This is a genomic window from Acidimicrobiales bacterium (assembly GCA_036270875.1).
GTDB lineage: Bacteria > Actinomycetota > Acidimicrobiia > Acidimicrobiales > AC-9 > AC-9.
This window is the reverse complement of the sequence record DATBBR010000105.1, coordinates 1-19,557: the sequence shown is the minus strand read 5'-3', so window position 1 is coordinate 19,557 and position 19,557 is coordinate 1. Positions and strand designations below refer to the sequence as shown.

20 protein-coding genes and 1 pseudogene are annotated in these 19,557 nt (G+C 71.4%); 13 read left to right on the top strand and 8 right to left on the bottom strand.

The annotated features are described in order from the left end of the window. Positions 1-141: 141 nt before the first annotated feature. The gene (locus VH112_11515; GenBank protein ID HEX4540862.1) at positions 142-1,059 is read right to left on the bottom strand and encodes an ABC transporter ATP-binding protein; all 918 of its coding nucleotides are present in this window, start codon (positions 1,057-1,059) and stop codon (positions 142-144) included. 67 nt (positions 1,060-1,126) lie between these two features. Continuing rightward, positions 1,127-1,678, bottom strand: coding sequence for a GNAT family N-acetyltransferase (locus VH112_11510; protein ID HEX4540861.1), 552 nt, complete (start codon positions 1,676-1,678; stop codon positions 1,127-1,129). Positions 1,679-2,121: 443 nt separating this feature from the next. On the opposite strand from VH112_11510, the gene VH112_11505 reads away from it, so the two are divergent. The 7 genes from VH112_11505 to VH112_11475 all read left to right on the top strand — a co-directional run bounded on the left by VH112_11505 (position 2,122) and on the right by VH112_11475 (position 6,773). Further along, positions 2,122-2,280: a hypothetical protein gene (locus VH112_11505; protein ID HEX4540860.1), complete on the top strand. Its 159-nt coding sequence runs from the start codon at positions 2,122-2,124 to the stop codon at positions 2,278-2,280. Positions 2,281-2,353: 73 nt separating this feature from the next. Then, positions 2,354-2,884 carry a hypothetical protein gene (locus tag VH112_11500; protein ID HEX4540859.1) on the top strand — a complete coding sequence of 177 codons (531 nt, stop codon included), beginning with the start codon at positions 2,354-2,356 and terminating at the stop codon, positions 2,882-2,884. A 16-nt stretch (positions 2,885-2,900) separates the two neighbouring features. Next, positions 2,901-3,653, top strand: coding sequence for an aspartyl/asparaginyl beta-hydroxylase domain-containing protein (locus VH112_11495; protein HEX4540858.1), 753 nt, complete (start codon positions 2,901-2,903; stop codon positions 3,651-3,653). Further along, positions 3,650-4,417 (top strand): sugar phosphate nucleotidyltransferase, encoded by a 768-nt coding sequence (locus VH112_11490; GenBank protein ID HEX4540857.1) that lies wholly within the window; start codon positions 3,650-3,652, stop codon positions 4,415-4,417. The genes VH112_11495 and VH112_11490 overlap by 4 nt, the downstream gene beginning before the upstream one ends. 12 nt (positions 4,418-4,429) lie before the next feature. Further along, on the top strand, positions 4,430-5,932 hold the full coding sequence (locus VH112_11485) for a carboxylesterase/lipase family protein (protein ID HEX4540856.1): 1,503 nt from the start codon (positions 4,430-4,432) through the stop codon (positions 5,930-5,932). After that, a complete protein-coding gene (locus VH112_11480) occupies positions 5,932-6,366 on the top strand; it encodes a hypothetical protein (protein ID HEX4540855.1) in 435 nt (144 codons plus the stop codon). Before VH112_11485 ends, VH112_11480 begins: the two co-directional genes overlap by 1 nt. 5 nt (positions 6,367-6,371) lie before the next feature. Continuing rightward, a complete protein-coding gene (locus VH112_11475) occupies positions 6,372-6,773 on the top strand; it encodes a YjbQ family protein (GenBank protein HEX4540854.1) in 402 nt (133 codons plus the stop codon). Positions 6,774-6,802: 29 nt separating this feature from the next. On the opposite strand, the pseudogene VH112_11470 reads toward VH112_11475, so the two are convergent. The 5 genes and pseudogenes from VH112_11470 to VH112_11450 form a co-directional block, all read right to left on the bottom strand. Then, a pseudogene (locus VH112_11470) lies at positions 6,803-8,392 on the bottom strand (type IV secretory system conjugative DNA transfer family protein). A 158-nt stretch (positions 8,393-8,550) separates the two neighbouring features. Beyond that, a complete protein-coding gene (locus VH112_11465; GenBank protein ID HEX4540853.1) occupies positions 8,551-9,798 on the bottom strand; it encodes a hypothetical protein in 1,248 nt (415 codons plus the stop codon). Further along, positions 9,795-11,297, bottom strand: a complete 1,503-nt coding sequence (locus VH112_11460) for an SCO6880 family protein (protein ID HEX4540852.1) — start codon at positions 11,295-11,297, stop codon at positions 9,795-9,797. The genes VH112_11465 and VH112_11460 overlap by 4 nt, the downstream gene beginning before the upstream one ends. Continuing rightward, positions 11,287-12,564 (bottom strand): hypothetical protein, encoded by a 1,278-nt coding sequence (locus tag VH112_11455; GenBank protein HEX4540851.1) that lies wholly within the window; start codon positions 12,562-12,564, stop codon positions 11,287-11,289. The genes VH112_11460 and VH112_11455 overlap by 11 nt, the downstream gene beginning before the upstream one ends. Then, positions 12,564-12,857, bottom strand: a complete 294-nt coding sequence (locus tag VH112_11450) for a DUF6112 family protein (protein HEX4540850.1) — start codon at positions 12,855-12,857, stop codon at positions 12,564-12,566. Before VH112_11450 ends, VH112_11455 begins: the two co-directional genes overlap by 1 nt. Positions 12,858-13,198: 341 nt before the next feature. Here VH112_11450 and pstB point away from each other — a divergent pair, with 341 nt between their 5' ends. From pstB to VH112_11425, 5 genes are read left to right on the top strand one after another with little or no spacing between them, the layout of a single operon-like run. Further along, entirely contained in the window at positions 13,199-13,975 is a 777-nt protein-coding gene (gene pstB, locus VH112_11445; protein HEX4540849.1) for a phosphate ABC transporter ATP-binding protein PstB, read from the top strand. Next, complete coding sequence (locus tag VH112_11440) at positions 13,972-15,204, top strand: ATP-binding protein (protein HEX4540848.1); 1,233 nt, start codon at positions 13,972-13,974, stop codon at positions 15,202-15,204. The genes pstB and VH112_11440 overlap by 4 nt, the downstream gene beginning before the upstream one ends. Then, positions 15,201-15,914: a response regulator transcription factor gene (locus VH112_11435; protein HEX4540847.1), complete on the top strand. Its 714-nt coding sequence runs from the start codon at positions 15,201-15,203 to the stop codon at positions 15,912-15,914. The genes VH112_11440 and VH112_11435 overlap by 4 nt, the downstream gene beginning before the upstream one ends. A gap of 22 nt (positions 15,915-15,936) precedes the next feature. After that, positions 15,937-16,620 (top strand): phosphate signaling complex protein PhoU, encoded by a 684-nt coding sequence (gene phoU / locus VH112_11430; protein HEX4540846.1) that lies wholly within the window; start codon positions 15,937-15,939, stop codon positions 16,618-16,620. Between the two features lie 24 nt (positions 16,621-16,644). Continuing rightward, a complete protein-coding gene (locus VH112_11425; protein HEX4540845.1) occupies positions 16,645-17,073 on the top strand; it encodes a transcriptional repressor in 429 nt (142 codons plus the stop codon). Positions 17,074-17,118: 45 nt separating this feature from the next. Here VH112_11425 and serS read toward each other — a convergent pair whose 3' ends face one another. Further along, positions 17,119-18,435 (bottom strand): serine--tRNA ligase, encoded by a 1,317-nt coding sequence (serS, locus tag VH112_11420; GenBank protein HEX4540844.1) that lies wholly within the window; start codon positions 18,433-18,435, stop codon positions 17,119-17,121. A 29-nt stretch (positions 18,436-18,464) separates the two neighbouring features. Here serS and VH112_11415 point away from each other — a divergent pair, with 29 nt between their 5' ends. Beyond that, a complete protein-coding gene (locus tag VH112_11415; GenBank protein HEX4540843.1) occupies positions 18,465-19,385 on the top strand; it encodes an ABC transporter ATP-binding protein in 921 nt (306 codons plus the stop codon). Positions 19,386-19,557 lie beyond the last annotated feature (172 nt).

Here is a 19,557-nt window from a genome sequence, read left to right as displayed (position 1 = left end):
TCGCACACGCCTTCACCCCGGTGAGCATCGTCATCGGCGTCATCGCCGTGATCGGGATCGCCTGGTGGCTGATCCGTCGTCGCCAGGCCGCCGCCTCCTCCTCGCCAAGGGAGCCAGCAGAACGAACCTGAGCCCCGAGCCTCAGGCTGGCTCGGCCTCCATCATCTCGATGAAGGCGTCCTCGAGGCGGTGGCGCGACGTGACGGTCTCGACTCCCACACCGGCGCCAACGAGCGCGGCGACGATCGCCTTGCGCTCGATCCCGTTGAGCTCGACTGACAACCCCGGCAGCTCGACCCCGACCCGCGACACGCCGCTCAGGGCCTCGAGCACCGACCGGGCCCGGCCTACATCGTCGACCTCCAGGTAGACCGTCGTCGTCGAGCCCATGAGCTCGGCGACCGTGCCGGCCGACACGAGCCGTCCCTTGTTCATCACCGCGGCGTGGGTGCAGACCTGCTCGACCTCGCCCAGCAGGTGGCTGGAGAGCAGGACGGTAGCCCCCCGCGCCGCGATGCGGCGGACGACCTCGCGCATCTCCCGCATCTGCTGCGGGTCGAGGCCCGACGACGGCTCGTCCAGCACCAGCACGTCCGGCCGGCCCAGCAGGGCCTGGGCCAGGCCCAGCCGCTGCTTCATCCCGTGCGAGTAGGTCTTGTACTTTCGCTTGAGCGCATCGCCCAGGCTGGCGATCTCGAGGGCGGCGTCGAAGTCGGCCTCCGACAGCGGACGGCCACCGGCCCGCCACCAGAGCTCGAGGTTCGCCAGGCCGGAGAGGTGGGGGACGAAGCCGGGGTTCTCCACCAGCGTCCCGACCCGCTCGAGGGTCGCGGAGCCCGAATGCACCGTTTGCCCGAACAGGCAGGCCTCTCCGCTCGACGGGTGCACCAGGCCGAGCAGGGTCCGCAGCGTCGTCGTCTTGCCCGCCCCGTTGGGTCCGAGCAGGCCGAACACCTGCCCCTCCTCGATCACCAGGCTCAGGTCGTCGACAGCGAGGACGTCGCCGCCGAAGCTCTTGGTGAGGTGCTCGATGGTGATCGGGGGTGCGTTGGTGCTCATGGTGGAGTTTGGAGGTGCTCCGGGCTCGGGTGGTCCGGTGCGCTCCACACAATAGGGCCACCCCCGCTCAGCGGCACCCCGCTCCCGGACCCTCGAGCGAGATTCGCAGGTGCCACTCGGAGCCGTCGAGGTGGGCGTCGACGGCGGCGAACACCATCGAGTAGAGGTGCCTGGCGCGGACGTTCTCGCCCATGATGAGCGCCGTGAAGGTGCGGATCCCGCGCTGGTGGGCGACCCACGTCAGGCGGCGCAGGAGGACCTTGGCCAGCCCCTGGCCCTGCCAGGCGTCCTCGACCAGCACCGCGGTGTCGGCCTCCGACGTTCCTTCGGCCTGGTCGTAGCGGGCCACCCCGACGACCTCGCCCTCGATGTCGGCGACGATCGCCTCCCGCCGCTGGTGGTCGACGCGGGCGAAGTGCTCGAGGACCTCTTCCCGCGGCACGTGCACGGGGGTGAAGAAGCGCCAGTAGACGGTCTCGGGGGACAGGCGATAGAAGAGCCTGCGCAGCCGCTCGGCGTCGTCGGGCTGGATCTGCCGGAGGGCCACCCGGGTGCCGCCAGCCAGCGACAACACGTCCACCGGCTCCGATCCGGGGTCACCGCCGACGGCTGTCACCATTTCCTCCGCTGGGCCCTCCACGGGGCTCTCCACTGGGCCGTAGGCTGGGCCGCTCGCTGACCCAGAGCCTGCCACCGGGCCACCGAGCTCGCCGCTCAGACGAGCCTGTCCCCTGGGATCGAAGAGCATTCGGAGACATCGAGATTGACTGAAGATGAACGTATGGTATCGAAGAACTTGGCGCAGGCCCCTGTAGAATGGGTAGCCGGCCCACCATCGGCCACCCAAAATCTACGGAGTCATTGATGCAGGACAAGAAGACCTTCGGCACCCGCCTTTGCACTGGCTGTCACCGGGACCTACCCCTGGACCGGTTCGGCCTCGATCGTTCCAAGCCGTCTGGCCGCCACAGCCGATGCGTGGAGTGTAAGCGTGCGCAGAAGCGTGCGAATTCCCGGCGAGCCGCCCCGCTCGACCGCGCCGTCACCGCGGCAGGCGGGACCGTGCCGATCGACGCCCAGATCCGCCGCTACGCCCTGGCCGAGCTGGTCCGAAGGCACCGCGACGAGCTCAACGACATCTACGTGATGGAGCGTTATCGCCGTCGCCTGCCGACCGGCAAGGGCGAGGCGGCCTGGCTGCCCGCCAGCGAGATCTCCTAAGTCAGCCATCGCCGTCGGCTCTCCGACGGCACGGGTTATCGACGGGACCCCGCTCAACTACGCTGACCTGACCGTGACGCGGATCCGCCGGCCCTTCTCGGTCCTCAGCGCCCTGGGCACTGTCGCGCACCACGCTTACGAGCTCGGCAGCGGCGTCGGCCTGGTCCTCCAGCCGGAGCTCGGGCTCGCCGGCTCGCTGGGCCTCTGGGGCGTCCAGCTGCCGGCATGGACGGCGGGAGCGGCGTTGGGCGGCCGCCGCTGGGACAAGCCCGTTGCCTTCTGGGCTGGCGCCGGCCTGGCCGGAGGGCTGGTCCACTTCGTGATGTGGCCGTGGCGGCGCACCCGTCTGGGCGTGCCCGCCCTCACCAGCGCCGAGGGCCTGAGCCCCGCCCAGCTGCCCCCCTACAACGGGATCCTGTGGATCTGGTCGGCAGCGTCGGCCCTGGCGCTGGTCCTCGAGGTGCCCCGTGGGGCGAGGCGGTGGGCCGTGGCCGGCCTGCTCATGATGCCGATCATGCGCTTGTCCGCCCGCCACCACTTCGACTGGATCCGCGAGCAGGCGGAGGGCGACCCTGCCTGGTGGAACCGGGCCTTCCGTGGCTAGCTCGAGCCTGCAGTCCGTGCGCGAGCGCGCCGGCGAGTTGTTCATCAACGTCGGATTCCGCTTCATCCAGGTGCTCGAGAAGCTCATCACCCGCTACTCGCTCGTGGGAAATTCGCCGTTCCTCCCCACCGAGCAGTTCGGCTGGATCCCCGCCCTCGAGGCCGAGTGGAAGACGATCCGGTCCGAGCTCGACCAGGTCATGCGGTACCGGGACGACCTGCCCAACTTCCAGGACATCCAGTCCGACCAGGCGACGCTCACCGACGACGACCGCTGGAAGACGTACTTCTTCTATGGCTATGGCTTCAAGTCGGATCGAAATTGCGCGCGCTGCCCCGCCACCACGGCCGCCATCGAGCGCATTCCCGGCATGACGACGGCCTTTTTCTCCATCCTCTCGCCCCACAAGCACATCGACGAGCACCGGGGCCCCTACAAGGGTGTGCTGCGCTACCACCTGGCGTTGGCGGTACCCGAGCCGGAGTCGGCGTGCGGCATCAAGGTGGGCGGCGAGGTCGCCCACTGGCAGGAGGGCAAGAGCCTCGTGTTCGACGACACCTACCAGCACGAGGCGTGGAACGACACCGACGGCTACCGCACGATCCTGTTCGTCGACGTCGTGCGGCCGCTCCCGTGGCCGGTGGCCGCCTTCAACTGGCTGGTGATCAAGGGCATCGCCCTGTCGCCGTACATTCGTGACTCGAAGGACAACGAGCTCGACTGGGAGCGCCGGTTCGAGGAGCGCAGGGCCGCCAGGGCCGACCGGTGAGGGGCGTCATCCTCGCTGGTGGCACCGGCACCCGGCTCCACCCCCTGACTCGCATCACCAACAAGCACCTGCTGCCGATCTACGACCGGCCCATGGTGACCTATTCCATCGAGGCCTTGGTGAGTGCCGGCGTCACCGAGCTCATGCTGGTGACCGGGGGGACCCACGCCGGAGAGTTCCTGCGGCTGCTCGGCAACGGCCACGAGTACGGCATCGACCGCCTCTTGTACGCCTACCAGGAGCGCCCGGGTGGGATCGCCGAGGCGCTCGGCCTGACCGAGCGGTTCGTCGACGGCGAGCGGGTGGTGGTGATGCTGGCCGACAACGTCGTCGAGCGGTCGATCCGCGACGCCGTGAAGCATTTCGAGATCCAGGAGGCAGGGGCGCGGATCCTGCTCTCGCGGGTGGAGGACCCCGCCCATCTTCGCCACCTCGGCGTGCCCGACCTGGACGACGGCGGGCGCGTCGTCCGCATCGTCGAGAAGCCCGATGAGCCCCCGAGCCGCTACGCCGTCACGGGCATCTACTTCTACGACGCCAGCGTCTTCGAGGTCATCCCCAGCCTGGTCCCCTCGGGCCGCGGCGAGCTGGAGATCACCGACGTCAACAACTGGTTCGTGTCCGAGGGGACGATGGAGTACGACGTCCTGGAAGGCTTCTGGGGGGACGCGGGCGAGTCCATCGACGCCTACTACGAGGTCAACGACTTCGTGCGCGGCAACGGCGTCAACAAGGGCTGCCTGCCTGCGGACCGCCGAACCTAGTAGAACGGCGCCATGCCCAGCAGCCCCATCGTCCAGACCAATCAGGGCCCGGTGGCCGGTTCGACGACCGGGCCGGTGCACGTCTTCCGGGGCATTCCCTACGCCAAGCCGCCGGTTGCAGAGCTGCGCTGGCGGCCGCCTGAGGAGCCCAGGCCGTGGACGGCACCGCTGGACGCGTCGACCTTCGGCCCGGTGGCGCCGCAGAACCCGTCCCCGCTCGAGATGGTGCTCGGGGCCGAGAAGCCCGAGCAGTCCGAGGCCTGCCTGAGCCTGAACGTATGGACGCCCGGTCTCGATGATGGCCGGCGGCCGGTCCTCGTGTGGATCCACGGCGGTGCCTTCGTGACGGGTACGGCCTCGACCCCGTGGTACGACGGCACGCGGCTGGCGGCCGCTGGCGACGTCGTCGTCGTGACCGTCAACTACCGGCTCGGCGCCCTCGGTTTCCTGGAGCTCGGCGAGCTCGGCGACGAACGCTATGCCGCGTCGGGCAACTGCGGGATCCTCGACCAGGTGGCGGCGCTGGAGTGGGTCCGCATCAACGCGTCGTCATTCGGCGGGGACCCTTCGCAGGTGACCGTGTTCGGCGAGTCGGCCGGCGCCATGAGCGTGGCGGCCCTGCTTGCCGTGCCGGCCGCCCGCGGGCTGTTCTCGCGGGCCATCCTGCAGAGCGGAGCCGGTGCGCACGTGGCGGCGCGGGACAAGGCCGAGCGAGTGACCCGCGACCTGTTGGCCGAGCTCGGGATGACGCCGGCAGACGCCGCCAACCTCGTCGACGTGCCCGTCGACCGTCTGCTCGCCGCCCAGGGTCGGGTCGTCGACCGCTCCTGGCCCAACCTTGCGTTCACGCCCGTCGTCGACGGGGTGAGCCTGCCCCGCCCTCCCCTCGCCGAGCTCAGCGACGGCTCGGCTTCGGACGTCGAGGTGCTCATCGGCACCAACCTCGACGAGATGCGCCTGTTCAGCCTCATGGATTCCCGCCTGGCCGAGATCGACGAGGCCACCCTCGAGCACCGTGCCACCTCTGTCTTCGGTTCCACGGCAGCCAAGGCGGTAGAGGTGTACCGGCGGTCCCGTCCGGACGCCCAGCTGGGCGACGTATGGACGGCGGTGCTCACCGACCAGGTGTTCCGCATCCCCGCCATCCGCCTGGCCGAGGCACAGTCGATACACCAGCCCAGGACCTACATGTACCTGTTCACCTGGGCCACGCCGCTCCTCGGCGGCAAGCTGGGCTCCTGCCACGCCCTCGAGATCCCGTTCGTGTTCGACAACCTGGACAAGCCGGGGGCGGGCGTCTTCACCGGCGACGGCGCCGGGCGCCAGGAGCTGGCCGGGCGCATGTCCGCGGCCTGGACGGCGTTCGCCCGCAACGGTGCTCCTGACATCGCGTCGCTCCCGCCGTGGCCGGCGTACGAGGTCGGGCAGCGGTCGACCATGGTCCTCGACACCGAGTGCGCGGCCGAGCACGACCCCGCGGGCGAAGAGCGCATGCTGTGGGAAGAGGTCGTCTGATGGGGCTCTTCCATCGACACAAGTCCGGCTCCGACGAGGTGCGCAACGACATCGAGGCGTTCTACACGGCCGACGAGCGCAGGCGCACCTCGGCTGAGATCGAGCTCGGCCAGGACTGGCACGACGCCCAAGGCGTGCGCTACGAGCTGTCCTGGATCGAGGACACCGGCGAGCTGTACGTGATGGCGGAGGCCGCGCCGTCGGGCTTCGTCGATCCTTTCGGTGATCAGCTGGAGCCCTTCGGCCGGTGGCTCGGCGCCTCCGTCCCCACCTCCTCGCTCGTGGTGCGGATCCTGGGCCGCATCTCCTCCCGAGAGGAGGTCGAGCGACTGCTGGAGGGCTGGGAGCAGGCGATGGGTCAGCCCGACAGCACCAAGTGGATCACGGAACGGCTCCGAGGCGAAGGGGTGGAGCCCCCGACCACGGGCGCCTGAGCGGCATGGAGACGACTGAGATCGAGGTCGACAGCCCGGGGCGCGGGGTGGCCGACCTCACCGAGGCGGTGATGGCGTTCTGCGCGGACCTGGGCGACGGGCTGGTCACTGTCTTCGCGCCGCACGCCACCGCGGGGGTTGGGCTGATGGAGCTGGGCTCCGGCTCGGAAGCCGACCTGGTGGACGCGCTCGACCGGCTGCTACCCCGCTCCGGCGACTACCGCCACCGGCACGGATCGCCGGGCCACGGGGCCGATCACCTCCTGCCCCTCCTCGTGAGCCCCTCGATCGTGCTGCCCGTTCTCGGAGGGCGCCCGACGCTCGGCACCTGGCAGAGCGTCGTGATGGTCGACCTCAACCCCGACAACCGGCGGCGACGGGCCAGGCTCAGCTTCATCTCGGGCTGAGGCGCGTCCATCGCCTCGGTGGCCTCAGGCGGCCGAGCCCGGCGGGCCAGGCGGCGGTCGGCGAACCAGGGCCGCAGCACGAGGCGAGCCGGCGGCAGGTGGCCGTAGACGAGGACGCCGTGGCCGGGTCGGATGCGTCGCAGGGTGTCGGCGGGTGCGAGGCGGCGGGGGCTGGTCGACCTCGTGGTCGAGACGCCTCCCTCGGCGCTGGTGGTGGTCGAGACCTGGAGGACCTCCTCCTCGCCCACCAGGTGACTCAGGTGGTCGAGTGTCGCCGGGTCGGAGATGCCGGAGAGGACGACCTTGGCCCGGTGGTTGTTGACCACCGTGGCGGCGCGCTCCCCGTAGCGGGTGGAGATCTGGGCCATGTCCTGCCAGACGGTCACGAGCTGAATGCCGTGACCGGCGGCGGTGGCGGCGAGGACGTCCAGCTCCGCCAGCGGGGCGACGTTGGCCGCCTCGTCGAGCACCACCAGCAGCGGGGGGTCGAGGGGACGGCGCCGGGTGGCCACCAGGTCGAAGGCGGTCGTGAGCATCTGGCTGACGAGTGCCGCGAACACGGGCCGCAGGCGCTGCTGCTCATGGGCGGGGGCGCAGACGTAGAGCGTGTGGTGGCCGCCGTCGAGCAGCCGATCGGGTTCGATCTCGGCCCCGTCCCCGCCGACCGAGACCGTGGGGTCGGCGAAGGCGTCCAGGACCGTCTCCGCCGTCGTGTACACCGAGCTGCGTTGTCGTTCGTCGCGCCGCCAGGTCGCCCGCGCCGCCTGGAGCGGTTCGGGGTCGCCGATCGCCTCGAGCAGGGTGTCGACCTCTCCGACGTCCTGCTCGTCGACCCATCGCACGACCTCGGACATCCCGCGGCCCGTCCTGGCCGCGGCGAACAGGAGCGGGGCCAGGAGCTTGGCCGCCGTCGCGTACCAGAAGTCGGCGTCGGTCAGCCCTGTCCCTTGGTGCGCACGCCCCGCGGTGCAGAGGCCCTCGGACATGCGGCGGGCACCGAGCCAGGTGGTGCTGGCCTCCAGCGGAGACCACGAGGACGACGGCAGTCCCGTGCTGGTCGCCGGGTCGAACACCCACGCCTCGCCGATCCGGCTCCTCCACGAGATGGTGTCCTGCACCAGGTCGGCCTTCACGCTCGTGGCCAGCACCGGACCCGCCCACTCCAACAGCGCCGGCACGGCGAAGCCGGTGGTCTTCTGGGTCTGGGTGGGTCCCACCACGATGACCGACTGACGAGGCTCGGCGGCCAGGTACCGGCGCCCGATGCTGACGTTTCCGGCGACGCGCCCCAGGGTGACACGGCCCGGCAGGCTGCTCCGGACCGTGAGCGGCCGCAGCTCCCGGCTCCGGGCCCAGGCCGTCGGGCGCGACCGCGTGCGCGACGGCGGGTAGTCCGCAGCGAACCGGCGCCAACCAGCCGCAACCGACCAGCCGAGCACCACGGCAGTGATGACGACGGTAACGAGGACGACGTAGTACTCGCCGGCGGCGAGCCCCCGGTAGGGCGGCGGCCAGCCGGCCCAGGGCCGTGCAGGATGCTCGACGAGGGCGACCACGAGCGCCGGCGCGCTGCTCGGCGACCGTCGGGGCCAGGTGCCGGTAGCCAGCCAAGCGGCCATCTCGCCTGCACACCACACCAACCCGGCGATCACGGCGACGCAGGCGAGGGCGACGAGCGAGCGGTCGGAGGGCCCGACCACCGAGTCGGAGGTGGCGAATCCGCGCGTACGCGGCAACGAGCGGGGGCTGCGCGTTCGGGAGACCTGCGGCTGCAGCCTCATCGGCGGCCCGCCATGGTGGCGTCGGTGTCGACGAGTGGGCGCTCGGTGGCCGCGAGGTGGTGCTCGACCAGGAAGGAACGCTGCCCGACCTTCCACAGGGCGACGCCCCGGCCGAGCTGGGGGAGCAGGTCGGCTTCGGTGCTGGTGAGCCCGAGCAGGGAGCCGGCCGACTCCACCTCTCCCGGGGGCTGGCCGTAGACCACCCTGGTCTCGGAATCGGACAGGAGGCCCTGGGCCAGGCCCACCTGCTCCGAGCCCGCGGCCCCGGCGGCGCCGAGGTCCGACAGCCGGTGGAGCACGGCGACGTTGGCGACGCCGAAGGCGCGCGACAGCTTCCAGGAGGCCTGAAGCCAGCGGGCCACGCCCAGGTTTGTCAGGATCACCCAGGCCTCGTCGACCACGACGATGCGGCGCTGGCCGTCGCGCCTGGAGAGGGCGAGCTGCAGCCACGCCGTGGCACAGGTCATGAGGATGCCCAGAGCGTCGGAGCCGTAGACGGCCGACAGGTCGAGCACCACGAGCGACCCGTCGAGGTCCACGCCCGGCGTGGTCGGTCCGTCGAACATCCCGCTCAGGTCGCCGTGGACGAGGCGGCGCAGCTCGAGGGCGACGTCCCTGCCGTCGGCCGCCAACGCGTCGACGTCGGTCCGGATCGCCTGGGCCGCCTCCCTGGTCGGCTCGAGCAGGGCGTCGACCACGGCGGGCAGCGTCGTCGGAGCCCCGTCGACTCGACGCCCGGCCGCCTCCACCGCCAGATCGACCGCGGCCCGCTCCCGAGGCAGGAGCGGCCGGCCGAGGCACGCCGTGCCCAGCGAGGCGAGGAGCTCGGCGCGGCGACGTCCCGCCAGCTCGGGGGTCCGTTCGTCGCCGGCAGCGGCCTCGAGGGGGTTGAGCCGGATCGATCCACCCGGGCGCAGGCACACGGGCTCGACGCCCCACGCCCGAGCGAGGTCGGCGTACTCCCCCTTGGGATCGACCACCCAGGCCCGCCGGCCGAACAGGGACTGGCGCCAGAGGTAGGACTTGACGAACGAGCTCTTGCCCCGGCCGATCTGGCCGATGACCACCATGTTGGGGTTGGTCAGCACCCCCTTGGCGTACAGCTCGAAGGGGTCGTAGGAGAACGACCCGCCGAGCAGGTCCCGTCCGATCAGCACGCCCCGGCCACCCAGGCCGCCTTCGGCGACGAAGGGGTAGGCGGCGCCCAGCTGGGCCGTGGTCACGCGGTGCGCAGCCGGTGTCACGCCAGACCTCGAGCCAGGGGAAGCGTCCAAGTGAACGCCCGGTCCTGCTCGCCGTACAGGCGCCGGAGCTCCAGGTGGGCCTGTCCCGCGGCCTGCTCGACCCGTCGGGCGGACAGCTCCAGCTCGTCCCAGCTGTCGGCCGTCACCGTCACGTACCCCGAGATCCGGTACTGGGCGTGGCCGTCGGCCAGCTCGGTCTCCCGACTGGCGACGACCTCCTGCTCCCGGCGCCGTCGGGCGGTGAGCATGAAGCCGGCGCGCCGGCGCAGCTCGGCGTCGGCCACGTCGGCAGTCCGCGCCTGCTCGACCTCGCGGGCCGCCCTGGACGGACTGACCGGTTCCATCGTGATCGACACCGTTCGTCGCGCCCCCGACTGGAGCAGCAGCGGTCGCAGGAAGTCGGGCCCGACACCCACCCGCGGCCACTCGGCGACCCAGTACGTGGCGTGGCAGGTCCCGTCGGTGCGATAGCCCGACCAGCTGGCCTCGGACGCCAGCGGCCAGGGCCAGCTGGCCACCGATCGACCACCCCCCGTCCCCCGTTCGGGCTGACGGGCGACGACCGTCCGTGGGTGGCGGTCGACGGCCTGGCGCAGCACCTGTACGAGCGCCCCGGGAGCGAGGGTCCCCTCGACCGTCATGTCCGCGGCCCGCAGCTGGCCCTCCAGCGACTGCAGCTCGCGCGTCAGCAGGGCGCAGCCACCCTCGTCGCCACCACCGGCCCGCCGGATGGCCCGGGCGGACCGTCCGGCGTGTACTGACACCGCCAGCAGGACGTCGTGGCGCTCGGTCACCGGCGCCGCCTGGCTGAGCAGGTCCAGATAAGAGCGGGCGGCGGGGCTGGTGGCGGGCAGGGTCAGCCCCTCCGCCAGATGGCGGGCCATGGCGTCGCCGTCGTCGGGCAGGCTGCGCTCCACCCACTGCACCCGATGCACCGCCGAGCCCTCGCGGGCCAGACCGGCGAGCACCTTGGCCCACGCGTCGACGCGCCGATGCTTGTCATCGGCGCCAAGGAGGACGAAGGCGTGGCTCTGCACGGCGAGGACCGCCGTGTAGGTTCGAGCGCGGGCGTCGTGTACCACGCCGATGCGCATGCCGCCGACGCTCACCGGTGGCTGCAGGATGCGACACCCCGCGAGGACCGGCGGCACGTCGGGCACCGAGCGCGAGCGCCCGCCGCAGCCCGGATCGCTGCCGAGTCGCGGCACCTCCGACAGGTACCGGCGCCGCCCCCTCACGGCGAGGGCGGACCACCGCCACACGACCGGGAGCCACTGCTCGGTGGTGCGGCCGCCGACCGGCCAGCAGGCCACGGCGACGCCGAGGCCCACCCCGACGAGGGCGATCCCGAGACCTGCCACGGTGGGTCGGGCCCGCAGCACGCCGACGGCGAGGATCAGGCTCGTGGCGACCGCGGCCAGCTGGCCCCCGCGCCAGCCGGCGACGAGCCCGCGCCGCTCGAGGGGCCCGAAGCGGTACCGAGGGAGCTCAGCGCCCATCGCCCGGCGCCCCGCCCTCGGGCCGACCTTCCGGCCCCGCGCCTCCACTGTCGGGCCGACCTCCCGGGCCGGCCTGGCCTCGTTCCCTTGGGGGCGGGAGCGGCAGGGCCGCAGAGCCGCCGGCGGCCCCGTGCGCGGCGCCTGCTCCACCCGCTCCACCTGCTCCGGCGGCCGTCCCAGCAGAGCTGGACGCAGCGGCCGCACCGCCGACAGTGGCAGACCCCGCCGCCGCGGCCCCGCCGGAGGCGGCCACGGCTGCGCCGTTGGCGAAGGCCGATCCCAGCCCGGGCTCGCCCTCGACGTCGCCGACCGACACGGTCAACGCCTCGTCGCCACCCGAGCCCGCCGCCATCGACGGCAAGGGCAGCGCCGAGCCCGACTCGACGGCGAGCGAGGACGCCCGACGCGACACGCCCTCCAGATGCATCACGGCGCCCGCCTCCACGGCGGGGACGAGCCGGAGGAGGGTGAAGGGCGAGAACGCCGCCAGCAGGAGCAGCGCGGCGCCGCTGATGACGCCGGAGAGGTCAGCAGTCCCGCCGTTCCCGGCCAGGGCGCCGGCAGCCAGGCTCAGGATGGCGACGACCACCAGCTTCGAGAGGACGAGCGCGGCGAGCGTCTCGGCGAGCCGACGGCACCAGTGCGACACGGCCGGCCAGACCAGCGTGGCCATGGCCAGGGGGAGGAAGAGCACGGCGACGTAGATGGCGGCGGTGCGGACGACGAGCTCGAGCCAGAGGAGCATCGCTGCCACGGCAACGACGAGGCCGCCGAGAAAGAGCACGAACGTCGCCGCTCCCGGCTGGCCCAAGGCGGCCGACGTTCGAATCAGCGCGCCGCTGACGCTGCTCACCACGGCCTGCACATCGCCTCCCGACGGCTTCGACACGTAGGTGCACATGGCGTCGACCGCGGCCAGCGAGAGCTGGACCAGCTCCACGGCGACCGCGGTCAGCAAGAGGGCCAGCGGGAGGTGGACCAAGGCCGAGCGCAACAGCAGGGAGAGGTCCTGGCGGACGATGGACTGCATGATCGACACCAGGAGGAGCGGCAGGATGAGCAGGGCGGCCAGGCTGGCCATGTTCTGGAAGTGCCCGAGGAACCAGTGCTGGTCGAGCTCCGGCCGGGTGGACGCATCGAGGACGTGGCCGAGCAGCTTCAGCATGTCGGCCGCCCCGTTCCCGACCCACTCGCCGATGCCGTCCAATACCTCGTTGACGCCGAAGCCGAACGCCCGGCTGACGATCCCCCCAGCGGCGACGACCACTACTGGTGCACCGCCTGCCCGGCGCTGAAGAAGAAGTTGACCAGCTCGGGCGCGGCGCCGATCAACAGAGCGGCGAGCCCGGCAATGAGCACGGCCCGCCGTCCCACCAGGGACTGCTGGAAGTTCTGGGCGTGGGCGCCGACGGCCCACAGGGCCGCCCCTACCAGCAGGGCGGCGAGGGCGAGGCCCAGCGCCCAGGCGGCCAGACCGTCGGTGAGGCTCTTCAGCTCGTCGATGCCCGGGAGGGCATGGGGGTCCGGGCTCACGCTCACTGCGCTCAACCACATCGGCATCGCCGTCGCTCCTCCACCTCTCGTCCAGCACGGGGTCGTCCGGCGCGGAGGTCCTCCCGCGCCAAGTCCGACGGCACCATATCGTGATCTTTCATGCTATTTCAAGTCGATTGATCAACCAACGCCGAGAAGCCGCGAGCATTTCGCCGACCGTTCATCGTCCGTTCAACTCGGGGTCGCGATCCCGACCGGCGCAGCCCGTACCCTTCCGACATGGCCCGCCGACCACCGCAGAGCCGGCCGTAGAGGCCGGCGCGGCCTTATCATCGTCTTGGCCGCAGCACTTGCTCGCTCGAGCGGGTGGCACCAGCGCTGCCTTGCATGACAGACCAGGAAGGACCATGTCGAAATCGATCGAAGCCGTCGGTGTCAACGCGTGGTACGGGTCTGTCCGGGCTATCGACGACATCACCCTGACCGTCGACGCCAAGCAGGTCACCGCCCTGATCGGCCCCTCGGGCTGCGGCAAGTCGACGTTCCTCCGGACGCTCAATCGCATGCACGAGGTCGTCACGGGCGCCGGTGTGTCCGGCAAGGTGCTGCTCGACGGCGAGGACATCTACGCCCAGAGCATCGACGCCACCGCTGTCCGGCGCACGGTTGGCATGGTCTTCCAACGGCCCAACCCGTTCCCGACCATGTCCATACGCGACAACGTGATCGCCGGCCTGAGGCTGAACGGCCAGCGCCGCAAATCCGAGCTCGACGACACGACCGAGCGAGTCTTGCGCCAGACGGGCCTCTGGGGCGAGGTCAGCAAGCGCCTGGGAGACCACGCCGGTGGCCTCTCCGGCGGACAGCAGCAGCGGCTGTGCATCGCCCGGGCGATCGCCGTCGAGCCGGCCGTCCTGCTCATGGACGAGCCGTGCTCGGCCCTCGACCCGATCTCCACGCTGATCATCGAAGATCTCATCAGCGAGCTGAAGGACAGCTACACGATCGTCATCGTCACCCACAATCTCCAACAAGCGGCGCGCGTGAGCGACTCGACCGGCTTCTTCACCATCAACGCGGCGGGCGAGCCGGGCCACCTCGTGGAGATCGGCTCGACCTCGAAGATGTTCACGAATCCCTCCGAGGAGCGCACTGAGGCGTACATCACCGGTCGGTTCGGATGACCGGCGTCGACGCCGGCATCGTCGTCGCTGCCGGGGTCGGCGGCATCGCGGCAGGCTGGCTCCTCGGGATCGTAGGCCGGCGACGGCTGCGCCAACGTCTCGTCCTCGTCGGTTCCAAGCTCGGTGCCAACGGATCTCCGAACGGCGCGGGCCTCGCGGGCACGCTGACCCGCCTCGAGCACTCCGCCGACGGTGCCGCGCAGGCGGCCAGCGCCGTCAGCTCGGACGGCATCCGTCTCCGGCGCGCCCTCGACTCGATCACCCAGGGGGTGGTCATCAGCAACGAGCATGGCGAGGTCGTGTTTCGCAACTCCCGGGCGACGAAGGTCATCGGGACCCGGCACGGCGACGCTCTCGCAGCCCAGGCCGTCGACGAGCTGCTCACCGAATCGTGGGGCGGGGCCCCTGGAGAGCGCACGCTCGAGCTCTACGGCCCGCCGCGGCGCACCCTGATGATGCACAGCGAGATCATCGACGACGGCAACCGGCCCCTCGGCATCGTGGCCGTGCTCGACGACGTGTCGGACCGCCGCCGCCTGGAGGCCGTCCGCCGTGATTTCGTCGCCAACGTCAGCCATGAGCTCAAGACGCCAGTGGGGGCGCTCTGCCTCCTGGCTGAGACGTTGCTGGCCGAGAACGACGCCGAGGTGTCCCAGCGCCTCGCCGGCCGGATCCAGTCCGAGTCCCTTCGGGTGAACCGGATCATCGAGGACCTGCTCGATCTGAGCCGCATCGAAGCCGAGGAGCATCCTCCGCGCGAGCCGCTGCTCGCCAGCCTCATCATGGCCGAGGCCGTCGAGCGGGTGCGGTCGGCCGCGGAGCAGCGGGGCGTCAAGCTCCTCGTCGGCGAGCCCGACCCTCCGGTCACGCTCATGGGCGACCGCCGGCAGCTGGTGGCCGCGCTGAACAGCCTGCTGGAGAACGCCGTCAAGTACTCCGACGAGGGGTCGAGCGTCGAGGTGTTCGGCCAGGCCAACGGCGCCTGGGTGGAGCTCGTCGTGCGCGATCAAGGGATCGGGATACCCGCCCGTGACCTCGAACGCATCTTCGAGCGGTTCTACCGGGTCGACCACGGCCGCAGCCGACAGACAGGAGGAACCGGCTTGGGACTGTCCATCGTCCGGCACGTGGCCAACAACCATCAGGGCCTCGTGCATGTGGAGTCGCGCGAGGGCGAAGGCTCGATGTTCACCCTGCGCCTGCCCGTTGCGTCGGTGCCCGTCCGATGACCGAGTCGCAGGCCTCCGTGCTCATCGCCGAGGACGAGGACTCCTTCGTCGACGCCCTGGTGCTCGGGCTCCGGCGAGAGGGCTTCCTCACGACCGTCGCCCACGACGGTGTCGAGGCGCTGAACCTGTTCGATGCGGTCCAGCCCGACCTCGTGCTCCTCGACGTGATGCTCCCCAAGCTGTCGGGCCTCGACGTGTGCCGGGACATCCGGGCCCGGTCGTCGGTGCCGATCATCATGGTGACGGCCAAGGGCACCGAGCTCGACACAGTTGTGGGACTGGAGGTGGGAGCGGACGACTACGTGTCCAAGCCCTACCGGCTGCGGGAGCTGGTGGCCCGGATGCGAGCAGCCCTGCGCCGCGCCCCGCGCGACGAGGACGAGACGGCGGCGGCCACCGAGGTGCTCCAGGTCGGGGAGGTGCGCCTCGACCCCGGTCGCCACGAGGTCATGGTGCGCTCGAGCGACGTCACGCTGCCGCTCAAGGAGTTCGAGCTGCTGGAGCTGCTGCTGGCCAACGCCGGCAGGGTCCTCACCCGTGACACGCTGATCGACCGGATCTGGGGGCCGCACTACGTGGGGGACACCAAGACCCTCGACGTCCACATCAAGCGGCTGCGGGCCAAGATCGAGGAGGACCCGTCCAACCCCGCGCTGATCACGACCATCCGCGGCCTCGGATACCGCTTCGAGGCCGGGCGGCGGAGCTGACACGAGGGAGGCGGCGGTACCCATGACCGAGACCCGCAAGGCATTCCACGAGGAGCTGGACGAGGTGCGGTCCGACGTCATCCGGCTGGGGGCGATGGTCCTCGAAGCGATCCAGGGGGCCACGGCCGCCCTCCTGGAGGGCGACCTCGCCGCCGGAGAGCAGGTGCTGCGGGCGGGCCGCGACATCGACGCCCTCAGGCACAAGATCGAGGAGAAGGTGTTCTACCTGCTGGCCCAGCAGCAGCCGCTGGCGGTCGACCTGCGCATCCTGGTGAGCATCCTGCGCGTGATCCACGAGCTGGAGCTGTCAGGGCACCTCATGGTCAACACGACCAGGGCGTCCCGCCGCCTGTACCCCCAGGAGCTCGACCCCAAGCTGCGAGGCACGATCGACCGGATGCGCGAGCAGGCGACGCTGCAGCTCCAGGTGGCCATGGACGCCTTCGCCGACCTTGACGCCACCAAGGCGAGCGCGCTCTTCGACATGGACGACGTCATGGAGGATCTCCAGAAGGACCTCTTCCGAGCCATCCTCGGCACCAACAAGATCGACGAGACGGCCCTGCAACGGGCCGTGCAGATGGCGCTGGTCGGACGCTTCTACGAGCGGACCGCCGACCACGCCGTGACGATCGGTGAGCGGGTCACCTTCATGGTGACCGGAGAGATGCCGCTGGCTGATTCCATGCCGGCGAGCCTGGAGTGAACGACGCCTGCGCGGCCGCCGACCGTGGACTCCGAACGACGGGACCGGCTCGTCGCCATGATCCGCGGCCACGGGGGGCGAGTCACCACGGCGAGACGTGCGCTCGTCACCGCCCTGGTGCAGGCGAGGGGTCACGTGACCGCCGACGACCTTGCCGCGCTGGTACAGAAGGCGCAGCCGGACGTCCACCTGTCCACCATCTACCGTAGCCTCGACGCGCTCGAACGCATCGGTGTGGTCGACCACGTGCACCTCGGCCATGGCCGAGCCGTCTACCACCTCGCCGACGAGCCCCACCAGCACCTGGTGTGCGAGGTGTGTGGGGCCGTGGTCGAGGTGCCCGACGCGACCTTCGCCGAGCTGAGCGACACCCTCCGACGCGACTACGGGTTCACCATCCGGCCCAACCACTTCGCCGTGCTCGGGCGCTGCCGCGCCTGCGCGGGCGCTTAGGGCAGGGGAGGCGGGCGGGGGCGACGGCCCGCAGGCGCGTCGCGCCTACGGCGCGGGGATCTCGGTGGCGCCCCCGAGATACGGGCGCAGGCACTCGGGGAGGCTGATCGATCCGTCCTCCCGGCGACCCGTCTCGACGAGGGCGGCCCACGGCCGGCCCCACGCCAGGGCCGAGCCGTTGAGCGTGTGCACGAGGGCGGGGCCCGAGCCGTCCTGGGGGCGGTAGCGCACGTTGGCCCGGCGAGCCTGGTAGTCCGCGCACCACGAGGCCGACGACACCTCGAGCCACTGGTCGGTACCCGGTGAGTACACCTCGAGGTCGAACGTGCGCGCCGACGCCTGGCCCAGGTCGCCGGCGCACAGGTCGAGGACGCGGTAGGCCAGACCGAGCTCCTGGAGCAATGCCTCGGCCCGGCGAACCATGTCCTCGAAGACCTCGTGTGCCTGCCCGGGCGTCGTGTACGCGAAGAGCTCGACCTTGTCGAACTCGTGGACCCGGAGCAGGCCTCGGGTATCCCGTCCCGCGGCTCCCGCCTCCCGACGAAAGCATGCCGTCGCCGCCGTCAGCCGCGCCGGCAGCTCGCCTTCGGTGAGGATCTCACCGCGCCGCAACGACGCCAAGGGCACCTCGGCGGTCGGAATCGCCCACAGGTCATCGCGCTCGATGTGGTAGGCCTCGTCGGCGAACTTGGGCAGGTGGCCGGTCGAGACCATTGTCTCCGTGCGGACCAGCGTCGGCGGGCGGACCTCTTCGAAGGCGTCGGCGTGGCGATCGAGGGCGAGGGTGGTCATGGCTCGCAGCAGGGTCGCTCCCATGCCGCGGTACATGGGGAACATGGACCCCGACAGCTTCGCCGCCCGCTCCATGTCCAGCAGCCCCAGCTCGGCTCCGATCTCCCAGTGCGGCACGCGCTGGTGGGGCTGGTACTCCAAGGCGTCCGGAGGCCCCGAGCTGCCCTCGGCTCCGGTCCCGGGCGACCACCAGCGCAGGACCACGTTGTCGGCCGGCGAGCTGCCGTCGGGCGCGGCGGGATCCGGAAGGTTCGGGATCTCGAGGAGGAGCTCGCGCCGCTCGGCATCGAGGGCAGCCAGCTGCGCATCGATGGCCCGCTCCTCGGGGCCGAGCGGACGGCTCTGCCCCGCCAGCTCCTCGGCCCGCGCCGCGTCTCCCGCCCGGCGCGCCTCCCCCACCTCCCGGGACAGATCCTTGATGCGCCGGCGTACCTCGTCTCGCCGAGCGGTCTCCTCCCGCCATCTCGCATCGAGGGCGAGGAGGCGATCGAGGTCCGAGTCGGCGCCCCGCCGGGCCAGCGCCGCCCGCACCCGGTCCGGCTCGCGACGCACGAGCTGAATGTCGATCATGGTGGGTGGAACGGTAGCGTGCTGGCCTGATGCCAGCCGCCATCGACGTGAGCGATCTCGTCGTGCGCTACGGCCTGATGACCGCCGTCGACGGTCTGAACCTCACCTGCGAGGCCGGTGAGGTGCTCGCCCTCCTCGGACCCAACGGCGCCGGCAAGACCACGACGGTCGAGACCCTCGAGGGGTACCGACGGCCGACAAGTGGCGCGGTGCGGGTGCTGGGTCTCGACCCCATCGCCGACCGACGGGCGCTGGCCCCGAAGATCGGGGTCATGCTCCAGCGCGGCGGCGTCTACCCGGCGATGAGCCCGCGCGAGGCCCTGCGGCTGTTCGCCGCCTACTACGACGATCCGGAGGACCCCGACGCCCTCGTGGAGCGGGTCGCGCTTCGAGACGTGGAGCGGACCCCGTGGCGACGCCTGTCGGGCGGCGAGCAGCAACGCCTCTCGCTGGCGCTCGCCCTCGTGGGCCGGCCCAGCGCGGCGTTCCTCGACGAGCCCACGGCGGGGGTGGACCCGGCGGGCCGGCTGGCCATTCGTCAGGCCGTGGCGGATCTTCGCGACGGGGGCGCGGCCGTGCTCCTCACGACCCACGAGATGGAAGAAGCGGAGCGGCTGGCCGATCGCATCGTGATCATCGACCGCGGCGTCGTCGTGGCCGGGGGGAGCCCGGCCGAGCTGATGACCGCCGGTGCCGGCCACGAGATCCGCTTCGGCGCGCCGCCCGGCCTGGCGGCGGGCGACCTCGGCGCGTCGCTGGGCGCTGTCGTCACGGAGGAGCGTCCGGGCGAATACCGCGTCGACACCGAGGCGACGCCTGCGACCGTCGCCGCCCTCACCGCCTGGCTCGCCGCCCACGACCTGCCACTGGCCGATCTGCGGGCCGGTCGACAGCGCCTCGAGGACGTCTTCCTGCGGCTGACGGCGCCATCCCCAAAGGGCGGCGGCTGATGCGGGCCTATGTCGCCCAGACCCACGCCGAGGTCATGATGACCCTGCGGCGCGGCGACGCCGTGCTGCTCACGCTCGGCATCCCCGTCCTGCTCCTCGTCTTCTTCTCCCTGGTCCACGTCCTCCCAACCACGACGAAGGAGCCCGTCGCGTTCCTCGCCCCCGGGATCCT

What these genes read in the sequence shown, in the direction of transcription:
- VH112_11440 (HEX4540848.1), top strand. Translation starts at nt 13,972, where the DNA reads ATGACCGGCGTCGACGCCGGCATCGTCGTCGCTGCCGGGGTCGGCGGC.
- VH112_11485 (HEX4540856.1), top strand. Translation starts at nt 4,430, where the DNA reads ATGCCCAGCAGCCCCATCGTCCAGACCAATCAGGGCCCGGTGGCCGGT.
- VH112_11475 (HEX4540854.1), top strand. Translation starts at nt 6,372, where the DNA reads ATGGAGACGACTGAGATCGAGGTCGACAGCCCGGGGCGCGGGGTGGCC.
- phoU (HEX4540846.1), top strand. Translation starts at nt 15,937, where the DNA reads ATGACCGAGACCCGCAAGGCATTCCACGAGGAGCTGGACGAGGTGCGG.
- VH112_11450 (HEX4540850.1), bottom strand. Translation starts at nt 12,857, where the DNA reads ATGCCGATGTGGTTGAGCGCAGTGAGCGTGAGCCCGGACCCCCATGCC.
- pstB (HEX4540849.1), top strand. Translation starts at nt 13,199, where the DNA reads ATGTCGAAATCGATCGAAGCCGTCGGTGTCAACGCGTGGTACGGGTCT.
- VH112_11460 (HEX4540852.1), bottom strand. Translation starts at nt 11,297, where the DNA reads ATGGGCGCTGAGCTCCCTCGGTACCGCTTCGGGCCCCTCGAGCGGCGC.
- VH112_11480 (HEX4540855.1), top strand. Translation starts at nt 5,932, where the DNA reads ATGGGGCTCTTCCATCGACACAAGTCCGGCTCCGACGAGGTGCGCAAC.
- VH112_11510 (HEX4540861.1), bottom strand. Translation starts at nt 1,678, where the DNA reads ATGGTGACAGCCGTCGGCGGTGACCCCGGATCGGAGCCGGTGGACGTG.
- VH112_11435 (HEX4540847.1), top strand. Translation starts at nt 15,201, where the DNA reads ATGACCGAGTCGCAGGCCTCCGTGCTCATCGCCGAGGACGAGGACTCC.
- serS (HEX4540844.1), bottom strand. Translation starts at nt 18,435, where the DNA reads ATGATCGACATTCAGCTCGTGCGTCGCGAGCCGGACCGGGTGCGGGCG.
- VH112_11415 (HEX4540843.1), top strand. Translation starts at nt 18,465, where the DNA reads ATGCCAGCCGCCATCGACGTGAGCGATCTCGTCGTGCGCTACGGCCTG.
- VH112_11515 (HEX4540862.1), bottom strand. Translation starts at nt 1,059, where the DNA reads ATGAGCACCAACGCACCCCCGATCACCATCGAGCACCTCACCAAGAGC.